18 protein-coding genes are annotated in these 16,409 nt (G+C 69.3%); 10 read left to right on the top strand and 8 right to left on the bottom strand.

Going from position 1 to position 16,409, the window contains the following annotated elements; genetic code table 11:
• Positions 1-18: 18 nt before the first annotated feature.
• Positions 19-549 (bottom strand): cutinase family protein, encoded by a 531-nt coding sequence (locus AB0I35_RS21240; protein WP_357397857.1) that lies wholly within the window; start codon positions 547-549, stop codon positions 19-21.
• Between the two features lie 316 nt (positions 550-865).
• Entirely contained in the window at positions 866-1,078 is a 213-nt protein-coding gene (locus tag AB0I35_RS21235; RefSeq protein ID WP_067488734.1) for a hypothetical protein, read from the bottom strand.
• 92 nt (positions 1,079-1,170) lie between these two features.
• Here AB0I35_RS21235 and AB0I35_RS21230 point away from each other — a divergent pair, with 92 nt between their 5' ends.
• On the top strand, positions 1,171-2,862 hold the full coding sequence (locus AB0I35_RS21230) for an FAD-binding dehydrogenase (protein ID WP_357397855.1): 1,692 nt from the start codon (positions 1,171-1,173) through the stop codon (positions 2,860-2,862).
• Here the strand turns inward: AB0I35_RS21230 and AB0I35_RS21225 are convergent, their stop codons facing one another.
• The 4 genes from AB0I35_RS21225 to AB0I35_RS21210 all read right to left on the bottom strand — a co-directional run bounded on the left by AB0I35_RS21225 (position 2,863) and on the right by AB0I35_RS21210 (position 6,356).
• Entirely contained in the window at positions 2,863-3,693 is an 831-nt protein-coding gene (locus AB0I35_RS21225; RefSeq protein ID WP_067488737.1) for an IclR family transcriptional regulator, read from the bottom strand. It lies immediately after the preceding gene.
• Between the two features lie 100 nt (positions 3,694-3,793).
• On the bottom strand, positions 3,794-4,714 hold the full coding sequence (locus AB0I35_RS21220; RefSeq protein ID WP_357397853.1) for a LysR substrate-binding domain-containing protein: 921 nt from the start codon (positions 4,712-4,714) through the stop codon (positions 3,794-3,796).
• On the bottom strand, positions 4,711-5,295 hold the full coding sequence (locus AB0I35_RS21215; protein ID WP_357397852.1) for a YdcF family protein: 585 nt from the start codon (positions 5,293-5,295) through the stop codon (positions 4,711-4,713). The genes AB0I35_RS21220 and AB0I35_RS21215 overlap by 4 nt, the downstream gene beginning before the upstream one ends.
• 59 nt (positions 5,296-5,354) lie before the next feature.
• On the bottom strand, positions 5,355-6,356 hold the full coding sequence (locus tag AB0I35_RS21210) for a putative sulfate exporter family transporter (RefSeq protein ID WP_357397851.1): 1,002 nt from the start codon (positions 6,354-6,356) through the stop codon (positions 5,355-5,357).
• A 174-nt stretch (positions 6,357-6,530) separates the two neighbouring features.
• Here AB0I35_RS21210 and AB0I35_RS21205 point away from each other — a divergent pair, with 174 nt between their 5' ends.
• On the top strand, positions 6,531-6,791 hold the full coding sequence (locus tag AB0I35_RS21205) for a hypothetical protein (RefSeq protein WP_357143516.1): 261 nt from the start codon (positions 6,531-6,533) through the stop codon (positions 6,789-6,791).
• 46 nt (positions 6,792-6,837) lie between these two features.
• Here the strand turns inward: AB0I35_RS21205 and AB0I35_RS21200 are convergent, their stop codons facing one another.
• Complete coding sequence (locus AB0I35_RS21200) at positions 6,838-7,314, bottom strand: hypothetical protein (RefSeq protein ID WP_357397850.1); 477 nt, start codon at positions 7,312-7,314, stop codon at positions 6,838-6,840.
• A gap of 96 nt (positions 7,315-7,410) precedes the next feature.
• Here AB0I35_RS21200 and AB0I35_RS21195 point away from each other — a divergent pair, with 96 nt between their 5' ends.
• Complete coding sequence (locus tag AB0I35_RS21195; RefSeq protein ID WP_357397849.1) at positions 7,411-7,935, top strand: DinB family protein; 525 nt, start codon at positions 7,411-7,413, stop codon at positions 7,933-7,935.
• On the opposite strand, the gene AB0I35_RS21190 is transcribed toward AB0I35_RS21195, so the two are convergent.
• Positions 7,936-8,586 (bottom strand): HAD family phosphatase, encoded by a 651-nt coding sequence (locus AB0I35_RS21190; RefSeq protein ID WP_357397848.1) that lies wholly within the window; start codon positions 8,584-8,586, stop codon positions 7,936-7,938.
• Between the two features lie 100 nt (positions 8,587-8,686).
• Between AB0I35_RS21190 and AB0I35_RS21185 the strand changes: the two genes are divergently transcribed.
• The 7 genes from AB0I35_RS21185 to AB0I35_RS21155 all read left to right on the top strand — a co-directional run bounded on the left by AB0I35_RS21185 (position 8,687) and on the right by AB0I35_RS21155 (position 16,326).
• Positions 8,687-9,358 carry a PaaI family thioesterase gene (locus tag AB0I35_RS21185; RefSeq protein ID WP_356983240.1) on the top strand — a complete coding sequence of 224 codons (672 nt, stop codon included), beginning with the start codon at positions 8,687-8,689 and terminating at the stop codon, positions 9,356-9,358.
• 177 nt (positions 9,359-9,535) lie between these two features.
• On the top strand, positions 9,536-10,306 hold the full coding sequence (locus AB0I35_RS21180; protein WP_357397847.1) for a GntR family transcriptional regulator: 771 nt from the start codon (positions 9,536-9,538) through the stop codon (positions 10,304-10,306).
• Complete coding sequence (locus AB0I35_RS21175) at positions 10,307-10,534, top strand: ferredoxin family protein (RefSeq protein WP_019046727.1); 228 nt, start codon at positions 10,307-10,309, stop codon at positions 10,532-10,534. It begins immediately after the preceding gene.
• Between the two features lie 17 nt (positions 10,535-10,551).
• Positions 10,552-11,979 carry an ABC transporter substrate-binding protein gene (locus AB0I35_RS21170; protein ID WP_357397846.1) on the top strand — a complete coding sequence of 476 codons (1,428 nt, stop codon included), beginning with the start codon at positions 10,552-10,554 and terminating at the stop codon, positions 11,977-11,979.
• A complete protein-coding gene (locus AB0I35_RS21165; RefSeq protein WP_357397845.1) occupies positions 11,976-12,878 on the top strand; it encodes an ABC transporter permease in 903 nt (300 codons plus the stop codon). The genes AB0I35_RS21170 and AB0I35_RS21165 overlap by 4 nt, the downstream gene beginning before the upstream one ends.
• Entirely contained in the window at positions 12,875-13,609 is a 735-nt protein-coding gene (locus AB0I35_RS21160) for an ABC transporter ATP-binding protein (RefSeq protein WP_357397844.1), read from the top strand. Before AB0I35_RS21165 ends, AB0I35_RS21160 begins: the two co-directional genes overlap by 4 nt.
• On the top strand, positions 13,606-16,326 hold the full coding sequence (locus AB0I35_RS21155; RefSeq protein ID WP_357397843.1) for a fumarate reductase/succinate dehydrogenase flavoprotein subunit: 2,721 nt from the start codon (positions 13,606-13,608) through the stop codon (positions 16,324-16,326). Before AB0I35_RS21160 ends, AB0I35_RS21155 begins: the two co-directional genes overlap by 4 nt.
• Positions 16,327-16,409 lie beyond the last annotated feature (83 nt).

Genomic DNA, 16,409 nt, shown 5'->3' with positions numbered 1-16,409 from the left:
CGACCCCGGCGGGCGACTTCACAGCCGGGCGTTCACCTGTCCCGCCGCGTCGGCGAAGGCCCATTCGTAGGTGCCGTGGGCGGCGGGGAAGATGCCGCCCGCGCAGACCGGATCGCCTGCGGCGCAATAGTTCTGTGTGCGGTCCGCGTACCACGGGTGGACGGTGCCACCGACGAGGCGGAGCGGGTCGCCGAACAGCAGCACCGCGAGGACACGGTGGGACAGTTCGGGCGGGAGGGTCCACATACCCGGGAGTGCCAGTGCGGCAGGGGAACCCAGCACACCGTGGGTGACCACCGCGCCCTGCGAATAGCCGGCCAGAATGAAACGCTGGTCCGGGCAGGCCGCCGAGCGGGCGACGAGATGACCTGTCATGGCGCGGGTTCCGTCGCTCACCGAGGACGGCACCAGCAGGTCGGCGGGGTATTCCACGCGGTGCGCACTGGTGTCCACCGCCAGCTGCTCGCGCAGGACCGCGTAGAGCGGATCCCCGACGGCGGCCCCTAGATAGCCGGGTTCCGTTGTGCCACGGGCGATGACGACGTCCACTGCGGCACAACCTTGTGCCCACGCCGTAGGTCCGGGCGTTATCGCCGAACCGATTCCCGTGGCGAGAAGCAACACCGACAGCATTGTCGCTGTGCGCTTCCAACCGATACGCATTACCTTCCGATAGGCCATGGGGACCACCTGCTCACGCCGTTGTGAGGATTAGAGAACCGAGCAGTTACCGTCTGCCTCAACGGCATTCGGGGTGCTCAGAGGTGGAATACCCGGTCATCGGCATCGGCACGGCATGCGTTGCGCATCCCTTGCGCCACGGTTGCGTCTCGGATCGCCTGCGGCACAGGGCCGCCCGAGGGATTTACTTCTTCTTGGACTTCTTTTTGTACTTCGGCTTGTCGTTGTCGGGCTCCCACTCGTAGCCGGGGGTGTTCTTCTCGCAGTAGGAGTCGGCCACGTGCACATCGCCGAGGTCGCGTTCGCACCAGCGTGACTTGCCGCAGGAGGTGGCGCCGAGGGACGCCAGCACGGCGAGGGCGAGCACGGCGGCGCCCGCGCGGATCCGGACCTTCATGGTTTCTCGGGCCTTTCTTCGGTGAACATCGCTGGTCAGGTGAATTCCAGGACTCCCCCCGGTCACCGTCGCAGCAATGCTAGCTTTCCTACATGTCGAGCGCAGCACCCCAGGCCACCGATGATTTCTCCCCCGACGCGATCGTGGTCGGCTCCGGGCTCGCGGGCCTGGTCGCCACCCACGAGCTGGTGCTGGCCGGACGCAAGGTGCTCGTGGTCGATCAGGAGAACCGCGCCAACCTGGGCGGGCAGGCGTTCTGGTCGCTGGGTGGGCTGTTCCTGGTCGACACCCCCGAGCAGCGCCGCCTCGGCATCAAGGATTCCTACGACCTCGCCCTGCAGGACTGGATGGGGTCGGCCGCTTTCGATCGCCTCGACGGCGAGGACAGCATGGCCGTGGAGTGGGCGCGCGCCTACGTGCGCTTCGCGACCGACGAGAAGCGGGACTACCTGCGCGCCTTGGGTCTACGCATCACACCGATCGTCGGCTGGGCCGAGCGCGGCGGCTCCCTCGCCGACGGCCACGGCAATTCGGTCCCCCGTTTCCACCTCACCTGGGGCACCGGTCCGGAGGTCCTGCGGGTGTTCCTCGAGCCCGTGCTGGCCGGTGAGGCCGAGGGCCTGGTGCGGTTCGCGTTCCGCCACCGGGTCGACGAGCTGGTGGTCACCGACGGCGCGGTCACCGGGGTGCGCGGCAGCGTGCTCGCGCCGAGCGACACCGAGCGTGGTGTCGCCTCGAACCGGGACGTGTTGGGCGACTTCGATTTCCAGGCACCGGCGGTGCTGGTGAGCACGGGCGGCATCGGGCACGCGCACGACATCATCCGGCGCAACTGGCCGACCGAGCGCCTCGGCCCGTGCCCGGAGACGATGATCTCGGGCGTACCCGCCTACGTCGACGGGCGGATGCTCGGCATCTCCGAGAACGCGGGCGCGGCCCTGGTGAACCGCGACCGCATGTGGCACTACACCGAGGGCATCAACAACTGGGATCCGGTCTGGCCCGACCACGCCATCCGCATCCTGCCCGGTCCGTCGCCGCTGTGGTTCGACGCGAACGGCCAACGCATGCCCGCACCGTGCTTCCCCGGCTTCGACACCAATGCCACGATGCGCCAGATCCTGTCGACCGGCTACGACTACTCCTGGTTCGTGCTGAACCAGACCATCATCGAGAAGGAGTTCGCCCTCTCCGGTTCGGAGCAGAACCCCGACATCACCGGCAAGGACTGGAAACTCACGCTGCGCAGCCGCCTCGCCAAGGGCGCACCGGGTCCGGTCGAGGCATTCAAACAGCACGGTGTGGACTTCGTGGTCGCCGACTCGCTGCCCGCCCTGGTGGACGGTATGAACGAGATCGCGCGCGGACCCGAGCTCGATGCCGCCGACCTGGAACGGCAGATCGTCGCTCGCGATCGCGAGGTGACCAACCCCTTCACCAAGGACGCGCAGATCGCGGCGATCACCGCCGCCCGCAAGTACATCGGTGACAAGTTGCAGCGGGTGGTCACCCCGCATCGCATCCTGGATCCGGCCCACGGCCCGCTCATCGCGGTGCGGCTCAATGTGCTGACCCGCAAGACGTTGGGCGGCTTGCAGACCGACCTCGACTCGCAGGTGCTGCGCCCGGACGGTTCGGTGTTCGACGGTCTGTACGCGGCCGGTGAGGTCGCCGGGTTCGGCGGCGGCGGTGTGCACGGGTACAACGCGCTCGAGGGCACGTTCCTCGGCGGCTGCATCTTCTCCGGCCGCGCCGCGGGCCGGGCGATGGCGCGCCGGAGTTAGTCAGCCGCGCCCGTGCCGGGGTGTCAGCGCGCGCGATGCCTCGTTGGCCACCTCGGCGAGGGCGCGCGCCAGCCGGGCGGTGTCGAGGGCGGCACGGTCGCCGTTCACGGTGCCCGACAACGAGATCGCGGCTACCGCCACCCCTCGGCCACGGATCGGCACCGCGACACAGCCCACACCGGGCAGCGATTCCTCGGTGTCGACGGCGACGCCCTGACGGTGCCGGATGCGGGCCAGTTCTCGGTGCAGTTCCACCCGGTCGATGATGGTGCGGGCCGTGCGGGCGACGGTGTTGCCGCGCAGCGAAGCCTCGGCGATGCCGGGTTCGAGCGTGGCCAGCAGCGCTTTGCCGAGAGCCGTGCAGTGGGCAGGTAACCGGCCGCCGATCCGGGTGGGGATCGCCACCTGCCCACGCCTGCCCGCGCGGTCGAGGAACAGCACCTCGCGGCCGTCGAGCACGGCGAGGTGCCCGACCAGACCGGTGCGCTGGCTGAGGTCGTAGAGCAGCGGGCCGACCACTTCACGTAGTTCGTTGTGTTCGGCGGCGAGCCCGCCGAGTTCGAGCACCCGCAGCCCGAGGCGGTAACCGCCGGGAGTGTGTGCGAGCCAACGCAATCGGATCATCTGATCGAGGATGCGATGCACCGTTGACCTCGGCAGGCCGGTGCGCTCGGCCAGACCGAGCAGGGTGAGGGTCGGGGTGGTCGCGTCGAAGGCGTCGAGGATGAGTGTCATCCGCTCGATCATCGACGTGGGCGGTGTCCCGGCCGAGCGGGCCGATCCGGTCCACAGTTCCTCCGGCGCCGGTTCGGTCACGATGTCGACCGTCATAGATCCAACCTCCACAGTGTGTAGCGAATACAGCCTAGAGCTGTCCGTGCCGCCGACGCACCATTTCGCTGGACCGAGCGGTACACACCGACCGAATTCGCTAGCGGCGGGCCTCTTCGAGGCGGGCGGCGCGCTCGACGAGGAGCTCGGCGGGGCCGGTCGGTGGGCTGCTACGCCGCCAGATGGCCCGGAACTTGCGGGTGAGGCGGGTGGCATCGGTCGAGGACACCTCGACCAGGGCGCCGGTGGCCAGATCCGGCGCGGCGATCAGGCGGCTCAGCACCGCCGGGGCCATCCCGGTTCGCGCGGCGGCGACGATGGCCGCGGCCGAGCCGAGTTCGGCGGCCGGGCCCGCCGGTGCGCCCTCGCTGCTGAGCAGGTCCCAGACGGTGTCGCGGGTGCCGGAGCCGGGTTCACGCCAGAGCAGGGCGGTGCGGGCGAGCTCGCCGAGCGTCACGGGGGTCTTGCGGCGCGCCCACGGGTGGTCCCGCGCCACGACGACGACCAGTTCGTCGGAGCCGAGCACCCGGCTGCCGAGCCCGGCGGGCGGGTGTGGGCCCTCGACGAAACCCACGTCGGCGGCGCCGTCGCGGACCAGGGCGGCGACCTGGGTGGAATTCTCGACATCCAGGGCGACGACGACCTCGGGATGGTCGGTGCGCAAGGCCGCCAGCCAATGCGGAATACGATGATCGGCAATGGTTTTCGATGCCGCGATCCGCAGGCGTGTGGCCTGGGCGGCACGCAGCCGGTCGATGTCGTCGACGAGGTCGCGCACGGCCGCGAGCACCGGTCGCGCGTGCTCGACGACGGCGCGGCCCGCGTCGGTGAGTTCCGACCCGGTCGGGCCACGGTCGAGCAGTTTGACCCGCATTCGTCGTTCCAGGGCGCTGATGCGCATGCTCGCGGCGGGCTGGGTGATGCCGTGTCGGCGCGCGGCGGCGCCGAGACTACCCAGCTCGGCGACCGACACCAGCAGATCGAGGACGTCGAGGTCGGGTGTTCCCGGTGGCAGCATCACGCACCGGTCGCCGATGTGTGGCGCAGGTTCTTCGCGACCCCGTAGAGCGCGATCACCGGTTTGAGCGGCATCCACTCCCCGAATCGGTAGTCGCGCCCGCGCACCAGTCGGGTAGCGAGGTCGGGACTCTGCTCGGCGAGGTAGCGGCGGGCGACGGCGGCGTGCGACGGCAGGGAGACGATCTTGATCCGATCGACGTCCTTCAGAAAAGGGAGGGCGAAGGCGATGTTCTCCCAGGTGGATCGGCTGTGCTCCTCGAGCACGAGCTCACCGGTGTACCCGCGTTCGCGCGCGTAGCGGGCCAGCAGCGATGCCTCGGTGTCGGGCCCCGCGCAGGCACCGCCGCACAGGACCAGCCGTGATTCGCTCGCCCCCGGGTCGAGGGAACGCAGGCCCGCGCGTACTCGCCATCGGTTCATGGCGTTGGCGCTGCGACCGGCATTGCGGTATCCGAGCACGACCACCGCCTCCGATCCGCTGGTGTCGGGGCGCGCCTCGGTCCGGGACGCACGCCAGTTCACCCACTCGCCCCACAGCATGATGCCGAGGGCGGCGGCGGCGATCCGGCTTCGTGTGCGCACCTCTCCAGCAAACCACGATGATCTCCGCCGGGCGCCGAATACGCGCCTGACCTCGGGTTTCAGCACCAGCCGGTGAGCGCCATCAGCGCCAGACTCGAGGTGCCGAGCACCACGCCGATGGCACCGCCGAGGAGCAGCGGACGTGGGCCCGCGGACCGCAGGCGATCCAGGCTCAGGGACGTGCCGATGGCGGCCAGGACGGCGGTGATCAGCCAGCCGCTCGTCGCGGCGAGTGGTTCGGTGAGAGCCGAGGGCAGGATCCCGGTGGCGGCGACGATGGACGCCGCCACGAACATCACGACGAACAGCGGGAAGCTCTCACGCAGGGAGCCGGGGGATGTGCCCGTTCGCTCGGCCATCCGTCGGCGCCCCAGATGCAGGCCGAGGCAGAGCGGGACGATGGCCAGACTGCGGACCAGCTTCACCACGACGGCGAACTGCGCGGCGCCCGCCCCGAACACCACACCGGCGGCCAGCACCGAGGAGGTGTCGTTGATGGCGGTGCCCGCCCAGAGGCCGAAAGCCTGCGGCGACATCCCCATCGCCCGGCCCAGCGGCGGGTACACAAGTACCGCGACGACATTGAAGACGAAGATGGTGCCGAGCGCGTAGGCCACCCGTTGCCGATCGGGGCGGAGCACCGCCGTCGCGGCGGCGATGGCGGAGGCACCGCAGATGGTCGACCCGGCGGCGATCAGAGTCGCCGACTCACGATCCACGGCGAGCATCCGCCCGAGGACGAACGCGGCGACGGCACCGGCGGCGAGCGTGCCGACCAGCACGACAGCGGTCTCGCGCCCCACACCGAGCACCGAACCCATCGGCAGACCGAGACCGAGCAGCACGATGGCCCATCCGAGCACCCGCTGCCTGGCCACGTCGAGGCCCGGTTCGAACCTCGCACTCCCCCGGCGCCGCAACCACATTCCGGCCACCGCGCCGGCGACCAGGGCCACCACCGGCGCGCCGACCATCGGCAGCGCCTTACCCACCGGGGTGGCGACGGCGGCCAGCAGCAGTGCCAGAGCCAGGCCCGGCGCGACAGTTCCTACGCGATTCACCTCCCTACCATCGCCGGGCCACGCACCCCCGGGTAGATCCCGATCCACGACGAGCACATAAGTGTGGCTTATGTCGCGACACGGCCGCGCCCGCGTGCTTGGACGAGCGGTCCGTGGGTAAGGCGCAGGCAGAATCGAGCCGGCATGGAGTGCCGTCGAAGACAGGAGGATGTTGTGAGAGCTGGTTACCGGATCGTCACCGCCGCGGCCGTCGCGGGTGCCTTCGCCCTGAGTTCGGCCGCGGTGGCGAACGCCGAGGAACCCGAAGCGCCGAAGACTCCGCTGGTCCAGTACATCGAGTCCTGGCCACCTGCCCCGGAGAACTGCAACCGGGTATGGGATCCCATCGAGGACGCGGTCGAAGACTCCGTCCCACCCCAGTACGAGGCCGAGTTCGAGGCATTCGACGACTGGTGCGAGGGCGACGAGGACTGACGGGAGGGTCGCCGCGGGGTTCGTCACCGCGGCGACCTTTCCGCCGTCACGCGTCGTCGAAATCCGGTTCGGCGGTGAGTAGTTCGTCGGCTCGGGCGAGAGCCGCGTCGAGGTCGTCGGTGACGCTGTCGAGCAGGGACATGCCGTCGAGCATGTCGGTGAGTTCGGCGCGCAGGGCGTCGATTTCGGCGAGCGCGGGGTCGACGGTCGTCCAGGCGACGGTGTCGGACCACCAGGTGTCGCGCTGGATCCAGGACCAGACGACATCGCGCACCAGCACCGCATCGGTGGTGAACAGGTGCCGGTGGTCGGTGCCCGCGATGTGCTCGATCTCGTAGGTGCCGTCGGGCAGGTAGCGGGCCTGGATGTGGTCCGGACCCCGGGTGAGCAGAAGGAAGGGGTGGTCGGGGGCAGGGTTCACGGCATCGGCGCCGGGGCGCGCGGGGTCGACGGCGCGTGGTGCGCCCGACCCGTCACCGACGTGGACCACGACCTCGGGCAGGTCGACATGCTCGGCACCCATCCGGCCAGTGTGCCGGACAGCGCACCGAGACCCGTGACCGGCATCGTCGCGGCAATCGGACTGCGCGATCGGAGGACGACGACTAGCCTCGCACCCATGACCTGGCAGGCGCCCGAACTCGTGCCGACCCGCACCCTGGTCGGCGCCGACGAACGCCCGATGTTGCAGTCCTGGTTGGACTTCCACCGTCAGACGTTGCTCAACAAATGCGGCGGCCTCGACGCCGCGCAGCTGGCGAAACGTTCGGTTCCGCCGTCGAATCTGTCGCTGCTCGGGTTGGTTCGTCATCTCACCGAGGTCGAACGCGGCTGGTTCCGGGTGTCGGCCGCCGGCGAGGACATCGGCCCGGTGTACGCCTCCGAACTCGAACCCGACGCCGACTTCGACGACCTGGATTCGCGTCCGGCACCGGAGGTCTTCGACCTGTTCCACGCCGAGATCGCCGCCTGCGACGCCGCGGTCGCCGACCTCTCCCTCGACCATGTGTTCCAGGTGCCGTGGCGCTCCGACGGCTACACGCTGCGCTGGGTGTATCTGCACATGATCGAGGAGTACGCCCGCCACAACGGGCACGCCGACCTGCTGCGCGAACGCATCGACGGTGTGACCGGCAGTTTCTGATCAGCCGGTGATCACGTCGGCGGTGAGCTGATCGAGACCGTCGAGCACCACCTGGGCCTGGGCGAGCGCCTCGGCCGAGGCCGGGAACTCCGGGCGCGGCACCGCGATCACCCGCATCCCCGCGGCGTGCGCGGATCGCAAACCGTTGGTCGAATCCTCCACCGCCGTACAGTTCTTCGGGTCGACTCCCAACCGCTGCGCGACCGTGAGATACACATCGGGCGCGGGCTTGCCACGACCCACCTCCTCGGTGGACAGCACGACCGCGAAACTCTGCATCAGCCCCGCCTTCTCCAGAACGAGCGCGATCAGGGAGGCGGGAGAAGAACTGGCGAGCCCGAGTTTCCAGGAATCCGCGCAGCGGCGAACGGCGTCGACGGCGCCGGGCAGCAGCGGCAGGTGCTGGGCGTACTCGTCGGCCATCAGATCGATGACATCGGCGGCGACCTTGTCGGCCGGCCGAGCGACACCGAGGTCGTCGGCCAGGTACGACGACCACTCCACGGTGGACATGCCCATCATGCGCTGCTGCGAATCCGGTTGCCAGCGACCACCATTGACGGTGACGTAATCTTTGCGGACCTTTTCCCAGACGGGCTCGGAGTCGATCAGCACACCGTCCATGTCGAACACAACCGCCGCGATACTCATACCAAGCCTCTCGCCGTCGATGATGATCGGCATCGAGCCTAACCGACCGGCGGCGGTCCCCCGCGCGAACGCCCAGCTCGGAAACGATAACGTGTTGCATATGGACGAGAAGAACGTCGGCGACTCGCGGCCCGACCAGACGCATCACGAGGGCGGCTTCCGGCCGATGGCCGAGCTCATCGAAGCGCGCGCGAGCGAGAGCGACACCCTGATCGGCGGACCGCACTACGGCGAGTTCATCGAGCAGGTGCGCGAGCTGATGGACCGCGCGCGACTGGCGAACCCGTCCGACGAGTTGGCCAAGGAGACGATCGTCGCGCTCGAGCAGCTCAATGCCCGCCTCGACGAGGCCGTGGTCGACGAGTGGTCCTCGCCGAGCTGGACGCGCACCGATCTACCCGCGCGCGGCAACATCACCCTGCCGCCGTACACGGTGGTCAGCGGTGACCGCGACGGGGTGACCGCGAAGGTCACCTTCCGCACCTTCCACCTGGGCGGCAACCAGGCCGCGCACGGCGGGCACATCTCGCTCGCCTTCGACGACATCCTCGGCATGACCGCCGCCCTGGCCACCGGTGCGGTGACTCGCACGGCCTCGCTCACCGTCGACTACCGGTCTGTCACCCCGCTCGAGCGTGAACTCACCGTGCGCGCCCACGCCGAACGGCGCGACGGCCGCAAGGTGTATCTGAAGGCGACCATGCACGACGGCGACCGTCTCTGCGCCGAGGCCAACGGGCTGTTCATCGTGCTCAAGCCGGGCCAGCCCTGACATTACGATCGGCCTGATTCCAAGGCCGTCCGCGTGCCGCCGGGTGGCGCAATACCCGTAGCGGGCCGGGTTCGCGCAGGTCGTGCGACTCGCCACCCGGCGCAAACGGATCGGCAGGATTTCGTGCCGTTCCGCGCGCCGCGGGCACCGGCGTAATCGCCACTATCGTCGCTGTTCATGCAGGTCAGCGAGAGAACAGGCACGAAAGAGCCGGGGCACGACCGGCGCGCCGATCGGGCTCGTCGCGTCGCCGACGTGGTGCGCCACCAGATCCTGTCGGGTGCGCTCGACGGCACGGTGCCCGGCGAGCAGGAGTTGGCCGCCGAACACGGCGCCTCCCGCAATACCGTCCGCGCGGCGCTGGCGCTGCTGCGCGACGAGGGACTCATCGACCGCGCCCCGAAGGTGGGCACCCGGGTGGCGGCCCGCAAGTTCGACCACGGACTCGACGTGCTGCTCGGTTTGCAGGAAACCCTCGCCGAGCACGGCACGGTGCGCAACGAAGTGCGCGTGGCGGGCACCGTCACCGCGCCGCCCGCCGTGGCCCGCAGGCTCGGACTCACACCGGGCGAGCAGGTGGTCTACATCGAGCGGTTGCGGTTCCTCGCCGACCTGCCGCTGAGCCTGGACCTGACCTACCTCGTCCCGGACATCGGTGCCGAGGTGCTGGCCCATGATCTCGCGAGCACCGATGTGTTCGTTCTGCTCGAGCAGATCACCGGCCGCTCGCTCGGTGACGCGGAGATCGCCCTCGAGGCGGTGGCCGCCGACCCGCACACCGCCGTCACCCTCGACGCCCCCGCCGGTGCGCCGCTGCTGATGCTCGAGCGGCTCACCCGCCTCGACGACGGCAGACCCGTCGATCTCGAGTACATCCGCATGCGCGGCGACCGAATCACCATGCGCGGCAGCCTCGTGCGCTGCGCACCCGAATGGAAGGTCCGTTAGATGGCCCTCGTGCCCCAGCGCGCCGACGTCCCCGTGACGATCGACGAATCCCTGTGCATCACCGGCTGCACGTTGTGCGTCGACATGTGCCCGCTCGATTCCCTTGCCATTCACGAGGATTCGGGCAAGGCCTACATGCATGTCGACGAGTGCTGGTACTGCGGCCCCTGTGCCGCGCGCTGCCCCACCGGCGCCGTCACCGTCAACATGCCCTACCTGCTCCGCTGAACCCGGGAACCCCACGCATGAAGATCACTCGTTTGCTGCCCGTCGCCCTCGCCGTCGCCCTCGCCGCGGCCGGGTGCTCACTGGAAAGTTCGACGGCCGCACCGGCCGGCACCGTCAAGGTCGTCATCGGCTATCAGTCCAAGACCATCAACACCGTCACCGCGGGCACGCTGCTGCGCGCGCAGGGTTACCTGGAACAGCGGCTGCAGCGCATCACCGAGGCGGGCGGCGCGAAGTATCAGGTGGAGTGGCAGGACTACGACACCGGTGCGCCGATCACCGCCCAGATGGTGGCGGAGAAGATCGATATCGGGTCGATGGGCGACTACCCCTTGCTGATCAACGGTTCACGCACCCAGGCCGCCGAGCGTTCCCGCACCGAGCTGGTGTCGATCACCGGCTACAACCCCAAGGGTGCGCTGAACATGGTTGTGGTGCCTCAGGATTCGCCCGCGCGGTCGCTGACCGACCTGGCCGGGCAGAAGATCTCGGCCAGTGTGGGTTCGGCGGGCCACGGCACCCTCGTGCAGGCGCTGAGCCGGGCGGGAATCGATCCGGCGAAGGGGGTGGAGGTGCTCAACCAGCAACCCCAGGTCGGGGCGACGGCACTGGAATCGCATCAGGTGAGCGCGCTGTCGCAGTTCGTGGCCTGGCCGGGTCTGCTGGTGCAGCAGAACAAGGCCAAGCTGCTCTACGACGGTGCCGAGCTGAATGTGCCGACCTTCCACGGGGTGGTGGCCCGGCGGGCGTATGCGGCCGAGCACCCCGAGGTACTGCAGGCGTTCCTGGCCGCACAACTGGACGCGACTGCCTTCCTCAACGAAAAGCCGTTCGAGGCAGCCGCGCTCGTTGCCGAAGGCTCAGGTCTGCCGCAGGAAGTCGTATACCTCTACAACGGTCCGGGCGGCACCAGCTTCGACACCACTCTCAAGGCGAAGCTGATCGAGGCGTTCAAAGGCGATGTGAACTATCTGAAGTCGATCGGTGACTTCGCCGACCTCGATATCGACGCGTTCGTCGAGGACGGGCCGCTGCGGCAGGCGTTCGCCGAGACCGGCCGCGATTACGAAGCGACCCTGGCCGAGTCGACGAACCCCAGCAAGGTCACCGGCACCGACCCGGTGTGCGCTGTGCCCGTGACTGCTCCAGCACTGGCCGGTGAGGTGTGGGTCGAGGGCGCCGACAAACCGCAGCCCGCCGCGAACCCCGAATGCCTGCTGCGGGCGGTGCAGGCCGCCCAGGCGCAGGGCAAGACCGTTCGCGCGGCCTACGTTCCCGATGCGGAGCTCGGCACCCGCTGGTTCGCGGACAAGGCGATCTGGTTGCGTGACGGCACCCGGTACCTGCCGTTCACCACGCAGGCCGCAGCCGACCGATACCGGAGCACCCACCCGTCGGCCACCGCTGTCACCTACGACCGGGCGGTCACGGAGGTCCGCGGATGACCCCCACCGCCCGCGCTGCCGCGGCAACCACCCCGACAGTCGAGGCCGCGACAGCTCCCGCGTCTCCGGAAACGCCGGTCGGCGCACTGTCCACCACTGGAAGCGACGCAACCACCGCCGGCTCCTCGGGGTGGACGTCGCGGTTGATCCGGGTCGGGTCCGTGGTGGCGGCGATCGGGCTGTGGCAGGTGCTCACCGCCAACGATGTGCGGGCCGGACTACGGTTCGACACCCTGCCGACGGTGACCGAGATCGTCGCCGAATTCGGGGAGCACCTGGGCAGCGGACAGTACTACCTGGATGTGGCGCAGTCGCTGATCCGGATCGTCACCGGGTTCGGGCTGGCAGCGGTCGTCGGGGTGCTGGCGGGCATCGGACTCGGCCGGTCGCGATTGCTGGCGGATGTGTTCGGTCCGCTGGCCGAACTGGTCCGCCCGATTCCGGCGATCGCGCTGGTCCCGGTGGCGATCCTGCTGTTCCCCAGCGACGAGTCGGGCATCGTCTTCATCACCTTCACCGCCTCGCTGTTTCCCGTGCTGGTGAGCACCCGGCACGCGACGCGCGCGCTGCCGACCATCTGGGAGGACGCCGTCCGCACCCTCGGTGCGTCGCGACGTGAGGTGCTCACCAGGGTGGTGGTGCCCGGGATCCTGCCCGGGGTGTTCAGCGGGTTGTCGGTGGGCATGGGGGTGGCCTGGATCTGCCTCATCTCCGCGGAGATGATCTCCGGTCGCCTCGGGATCGGCTACCGCACCTGGCAGTCCTACACCATCGTGGACTACCCGGCCGTGTTCGTCGGCATGATCACCATCGGCGTGCTCGGTTTCCTCACCTCCGGAATCGTCGAACTGGCCGGTCGGCGGGCCACCCGCTGGCTGCCGAGAGAGGTCGCGTCATGACCATCGCCACCGCCGTCTCGACCGGCATGCGCCTCGATCTGGAATCGGTGCGCGTCGGCTACGGCACCAGAACCGTTGTCCGTGACCTGGATCTGTCGATCGGTGCCGGGGAGATCCTCGTCCTGGTCGGCAAGTCCGGCTGCGGCAAGTCCACCCTGTTGCGTGCGATCGCCGGACTGCGCGAGCCGAGCGGTGGGACGATCCGAGCCGACGGTGATGTCGTCACCCGGCCGTCGGCGGATCGGGCACTGGTGTTCCAGGACGACGCGCTGCTGCCGTGGCGCACGGCTCGCGCCAATGTCGAACTGGCGCTGCGTCTTCGCGGTGTCGCGCGAGCGGAGCGCCGGGAACAGGCGCTGCGCTGGCTCGGCGAGGTCGGCCTCACCGGATACGCCGACTACCTGCCTCGCGATCTGTCGGGCGGAATGCGCCAGCGGGTGCAACTCGCCCGCAGCCTGGCCGGTTCGCCGCGCGCGGTGCTGATGGACGAACCCTTCGGCGCGCTCGACAGCCAGACCCGCACCGAGATGCAGCGCCTGCTCGTCGACACCTGGCGCGCACACCCCACCACCATCGTTTTCGTCACCCACGACCTCGACGAAGCGCTGCGGCTCGGCGACCGGATCGCCGTGCTCGGCGCCGGCACGCTGCACGCGGTCGTCGAGGTGCCCGACCCGCGCGAACCGGTCGACCGGAGCGCGCTGCGGGCCCGAATCCTGGAGTCGCTGTGAACATTCCCGATCTGGACGACCGCGTCCGCCTCGACTGCGATGTGCTCGTGATCGGCGGCGGAACGGCGGGCACGATGGCCGCGCTCACCGCCGCCGAGGCCGGGGCGAACGTGCTGCTGCTCGAGAAGGCGCATGTGCGCCACTCCGGTGCGCTGGCCATGGGAATGGACGGTGTGAACAACGCCGTCATCCCCGGCAAGGCCGAACCGGAGGACTATGTCGCCGAGATCACCCGCGCCAACGATGGCATCGTCGACCAGCGCACCGTGTACCAAACGGCGACAAGAGGTTTCGCCATGGTGCAGCGACTCGAACGCTACGGGGTGAAGTTCGAGAAGGACGAGTACGGCGAGTACGCGGTGCGCCGGGTGCACCGCTCGGGCTCGTATGTGCTGCCGATGCCCGAGGGCAAGGACGTGAAGAAGGCACTGTACCGGGTGCTGCGTCAGCGCACGATGCGCGAGCGGATCCGGATCGAGAACCGGCTCATGCCGGTGCGGGTGCTCACCGCCGAGGGCCGTGCGGTCGGTGCTGCCGCGTTGAACACGCGCACCGGAGAATTCGTCGAGGTGGCCGCGAAAGCGGTGATCCTGGCGACGGGTCCGTGCGGCAGGCTCGGGCTGCCCGCCTCGGGGTACCTCTACGGCACCTACGAGAACCCGACCAACGCCGGTGACGGGTACTCGATGGCCTATCACGCAGGCGCCGAACTCTCGGGCATCGAGTGCTTTCAGATCAACCCGCTGATCAAGGATTACAACGGCCCGGCCTGCGCGTATGTGGCCAACCCGTTCGGCGGCTATCAGGTCAATGCCGAGGGTGAACGGTTCGTGGATTCGGACTACTGGTCGGGCCAGATGATGGCCGAGGTGAAGCAGGAGATCGAATCCGCGCGCGGTCCCATCTATCTCAAGGTGTCGCATCTGCCCGACGAGACGCTGTCCACCCTCGAATCGATCCTGCACACGACCGAACGCCCGACTCGCGGGACGTTCCACGCCAACCGCGGTCACGACTACCGCACCCACGACATCGAGATGCACATCTCCGAGATCGGTTTGTGCAGTGGGCATTCGGCCTCGGGTGTGTGGGTGGACGAGAACGCGCGCACCACGGTGCCCGGGTTGTACGCGGCAGGTGACCTGGCGTGCGTGCCGCACAACTACATGATCGGCGCGTTCGTCTACGGCGACCTCGCGGGTGCGCACGCGGCGTCGACGCTGGCCGAGGTCGAGGCGCCGGGTTCGCTGCCCGCCGATCAGCTCGCCGAGGCACACGAACTGATCTACCGTCCGCTGCGGCAGCCCGAGGGTCCGCCGCAGACCCAGGTCGAATACAAGCTGCGCCGGTTCGTGAACGACTATGTGGCGCCGCCGAAGACGGCGGCGAAACTGTCGATCGCGGTGGAGACCTTCGAGCGGATGCGCGCCGAGGTCGACGGGATCGGTGCGACCACACCGCACGAGCTGATGCGCGCGGTGGAGGTGCAGTTCATCCGGGACTGCGCCGAGATGGCCTCGCGCAGTTCGCTGACGCGCACCGAATCGCGGTGGGGGCTCTACCACGATCGCGCCGACCTGCCCGACCGCGACGACGAGTCGTGGAATTTCCACCTGAATCTGCGCAAGACCGCCGATGGGGAGATGGAGTTCGTCAAACGGTCGGTGGCGCCCTATCTGGTGCCGGTGCCCGGCCTCGACGACGTGCCGTCGGCCGAGCCGATCGTCGAGGTGATCGCCCAGCCGGAGCTGGTCGGCACCCGGGCACCTCAGCGTGCGGCGCCTGTCCGCGCCGAAGCCGCGCCGGTGTCGCCGTCCTCGCCCCGGCTGGTCGGCCTGCTCGCGCTGGATTCGCCTGTACTCGACGATGTTTCGAGCTACCTGACCGATCCTGATCCGGTCGTCCGGGTGGCGGCGCTTTCGGTGCTCACCGAGAACACCCCCGACGGTTTCGCCGACGAGCTGGTGCGTGCGCTCGGTGACGAGAGTGCCTCGGTGCGTCGGGCCGCCACCGAGAGCCTGCGGGAGCTGGTGGAGGTGTTACCGGGGCCCGGTGCGCTGGCGCGGTACCTCGGCTCCCCGGATCCACTGGTCCGCGCCACGGTCATCGATCTGCTGCGCGCGTTGCGGGCGGGCACGGCGCCGGAATTTCGTGCGGCACTGGGTGACTCGCATCATCGGGTGCGGATCGAGGCGGTGCGGGCGCTGGTCTCGCTCGACGATGCCGAAGCCGTGGCCTCGATCGCCGGTGACGCCAATCGGGAGGTGCGTATCGCGGTCGCCCAAGGGCTGGCATCGATCGGCACGGGTGGACACGAGGTGATCCGGATATTGGTCGCCGACCCCGACCCCCTGGTCCGTGCCGCAGCGCTCACCGCCTACGCCGCGCTCGGCACCGACGACATCACCGAACTCGTCGCGGCTCTGGGCCACTCGGCCTGGCAGGTGCGCGTCGGTGCGGCCAAGGGCTTGGCGGGTGCGAGCCCGGACCTGGCGGTGGAACCGCTGCGCACGACGTTGTCCGATCGCCACCTCGATGTCCGCAAGACAGCGGTCCTGTCACTGTCCACGTGGCCGGACAGTAGTACTGCGCTCGACGCCCTAGAGTCGGCGGTCACCGACCCTGATGCCGACGTCCGCGCCTACGCCCGTCGGGCGGTCACAGCGGCGGGCCGGACTCCCGCCTCGGACCCACAGCCGGCCGATGCGGTCGCCTGACAACTCCTCGGCCGACGCTGCCCGCTCACCGCGGGTGGTGTCAGCCGACCGGACGTCGGGAAACCGCGCAGCCGGTGTCGGTA

The organism is Nocardia sp. NPDC050378 (genome assembly GCF_040655675.1).
Lineage (GTDB): Bacteria > Actinomycetota > Actinomycetes > Mycobacteriales > Mycobacteriaceae > Nocardia > Nocardia coubleae.
Note: the sequence above shows the minus strand (reverse complement) of the source record. Positions and strands in the feature narration are given on the sequence as shown.

Coding starts and splice junctions, on each gene's coding strand:
- AB0I35_RS21185 (WP_356983240.1), top strand. CDS start 8,687: ATGGACGAGAAGAACGTCGGCGACTCGCGGCCCGACCAGACGCATCAC.
- AB0I35_RS21225 (WP_067488737.1), bottom strand. CDS start 3,693: ATGACGGTCGACATCGTGACCGAACCGGCGCCGGAGGAACTGTGGACC.
- AB0I35_RS21235 (WP_067488734.1), bottom strand. CDS start 1,078: ATGAAGGTCCGGATCCGCGCGGGCGCCGCCGTGCTCGCCCTCGCCGTG.
- AB0I35_RS21180 (WP_357397847.1), top strand. CDS start 9,536: ATGCAGGTCAGCGAGAGAACAGGCACGAAAGAGCCGGGGCACGACCGG.
- AB0I35_RS21165 (WP_357397845.1), top strand. CDS start 11,976: ATGACCCCCACCGCCCGCGCTGCCGCGGCAACCACCCCGACAGTCGAG.
- AB0I35_RS21200 (WP_357397850.1), bottom strand. CDS start 7,314: ATGGGTGCCGAGCATGTCGACCTGCCCGAGGTCGTGGTCCACGTCGGT.
- AB0I35_RS21190 (WP_357397848.1), bottom strand. CDS start 8,586: ATGAGTATCGCGGCGGTTGTGTTCGACATGGACGGTGTGCTGATCGAC.
- AB0I35_RS21170 (WP_357397846.1), top strand. CDS start 10,552: ATGAAGATCACTCGTTTGCTGCCCGTCGCCCTCGCCGTCGCCCTCGCC.
- AB0I35_RS21175 (WP_019046727.1), top strand. CDS start 10,307: ATGGCCCTCGTGCCCCAGCGCGCCGACGTCCCCGTGACGATCGACGAA.
- AB0I35_RS21195 (WP_357397849.1), top strand. CDS start 7,411: ATGACCTGGCAGGCGCCCGAACTCGTGCCGACCCGCACCCTGGTCGGC.
- AB0I35_RS21160 (WP_357397844.1), top strand. CDS start 12,875: ATGACCATCGCCACCGCCGTCTCGACCGGCATGCGCCTCGATCTGGAA.
- AB0I35_RS21230 (WP_357397855.1), top strand. CDS start 1,171: ATGTCGAGCGCAGCACCCCAGGCCACCGATGATTTCTCCCCCGACGCG.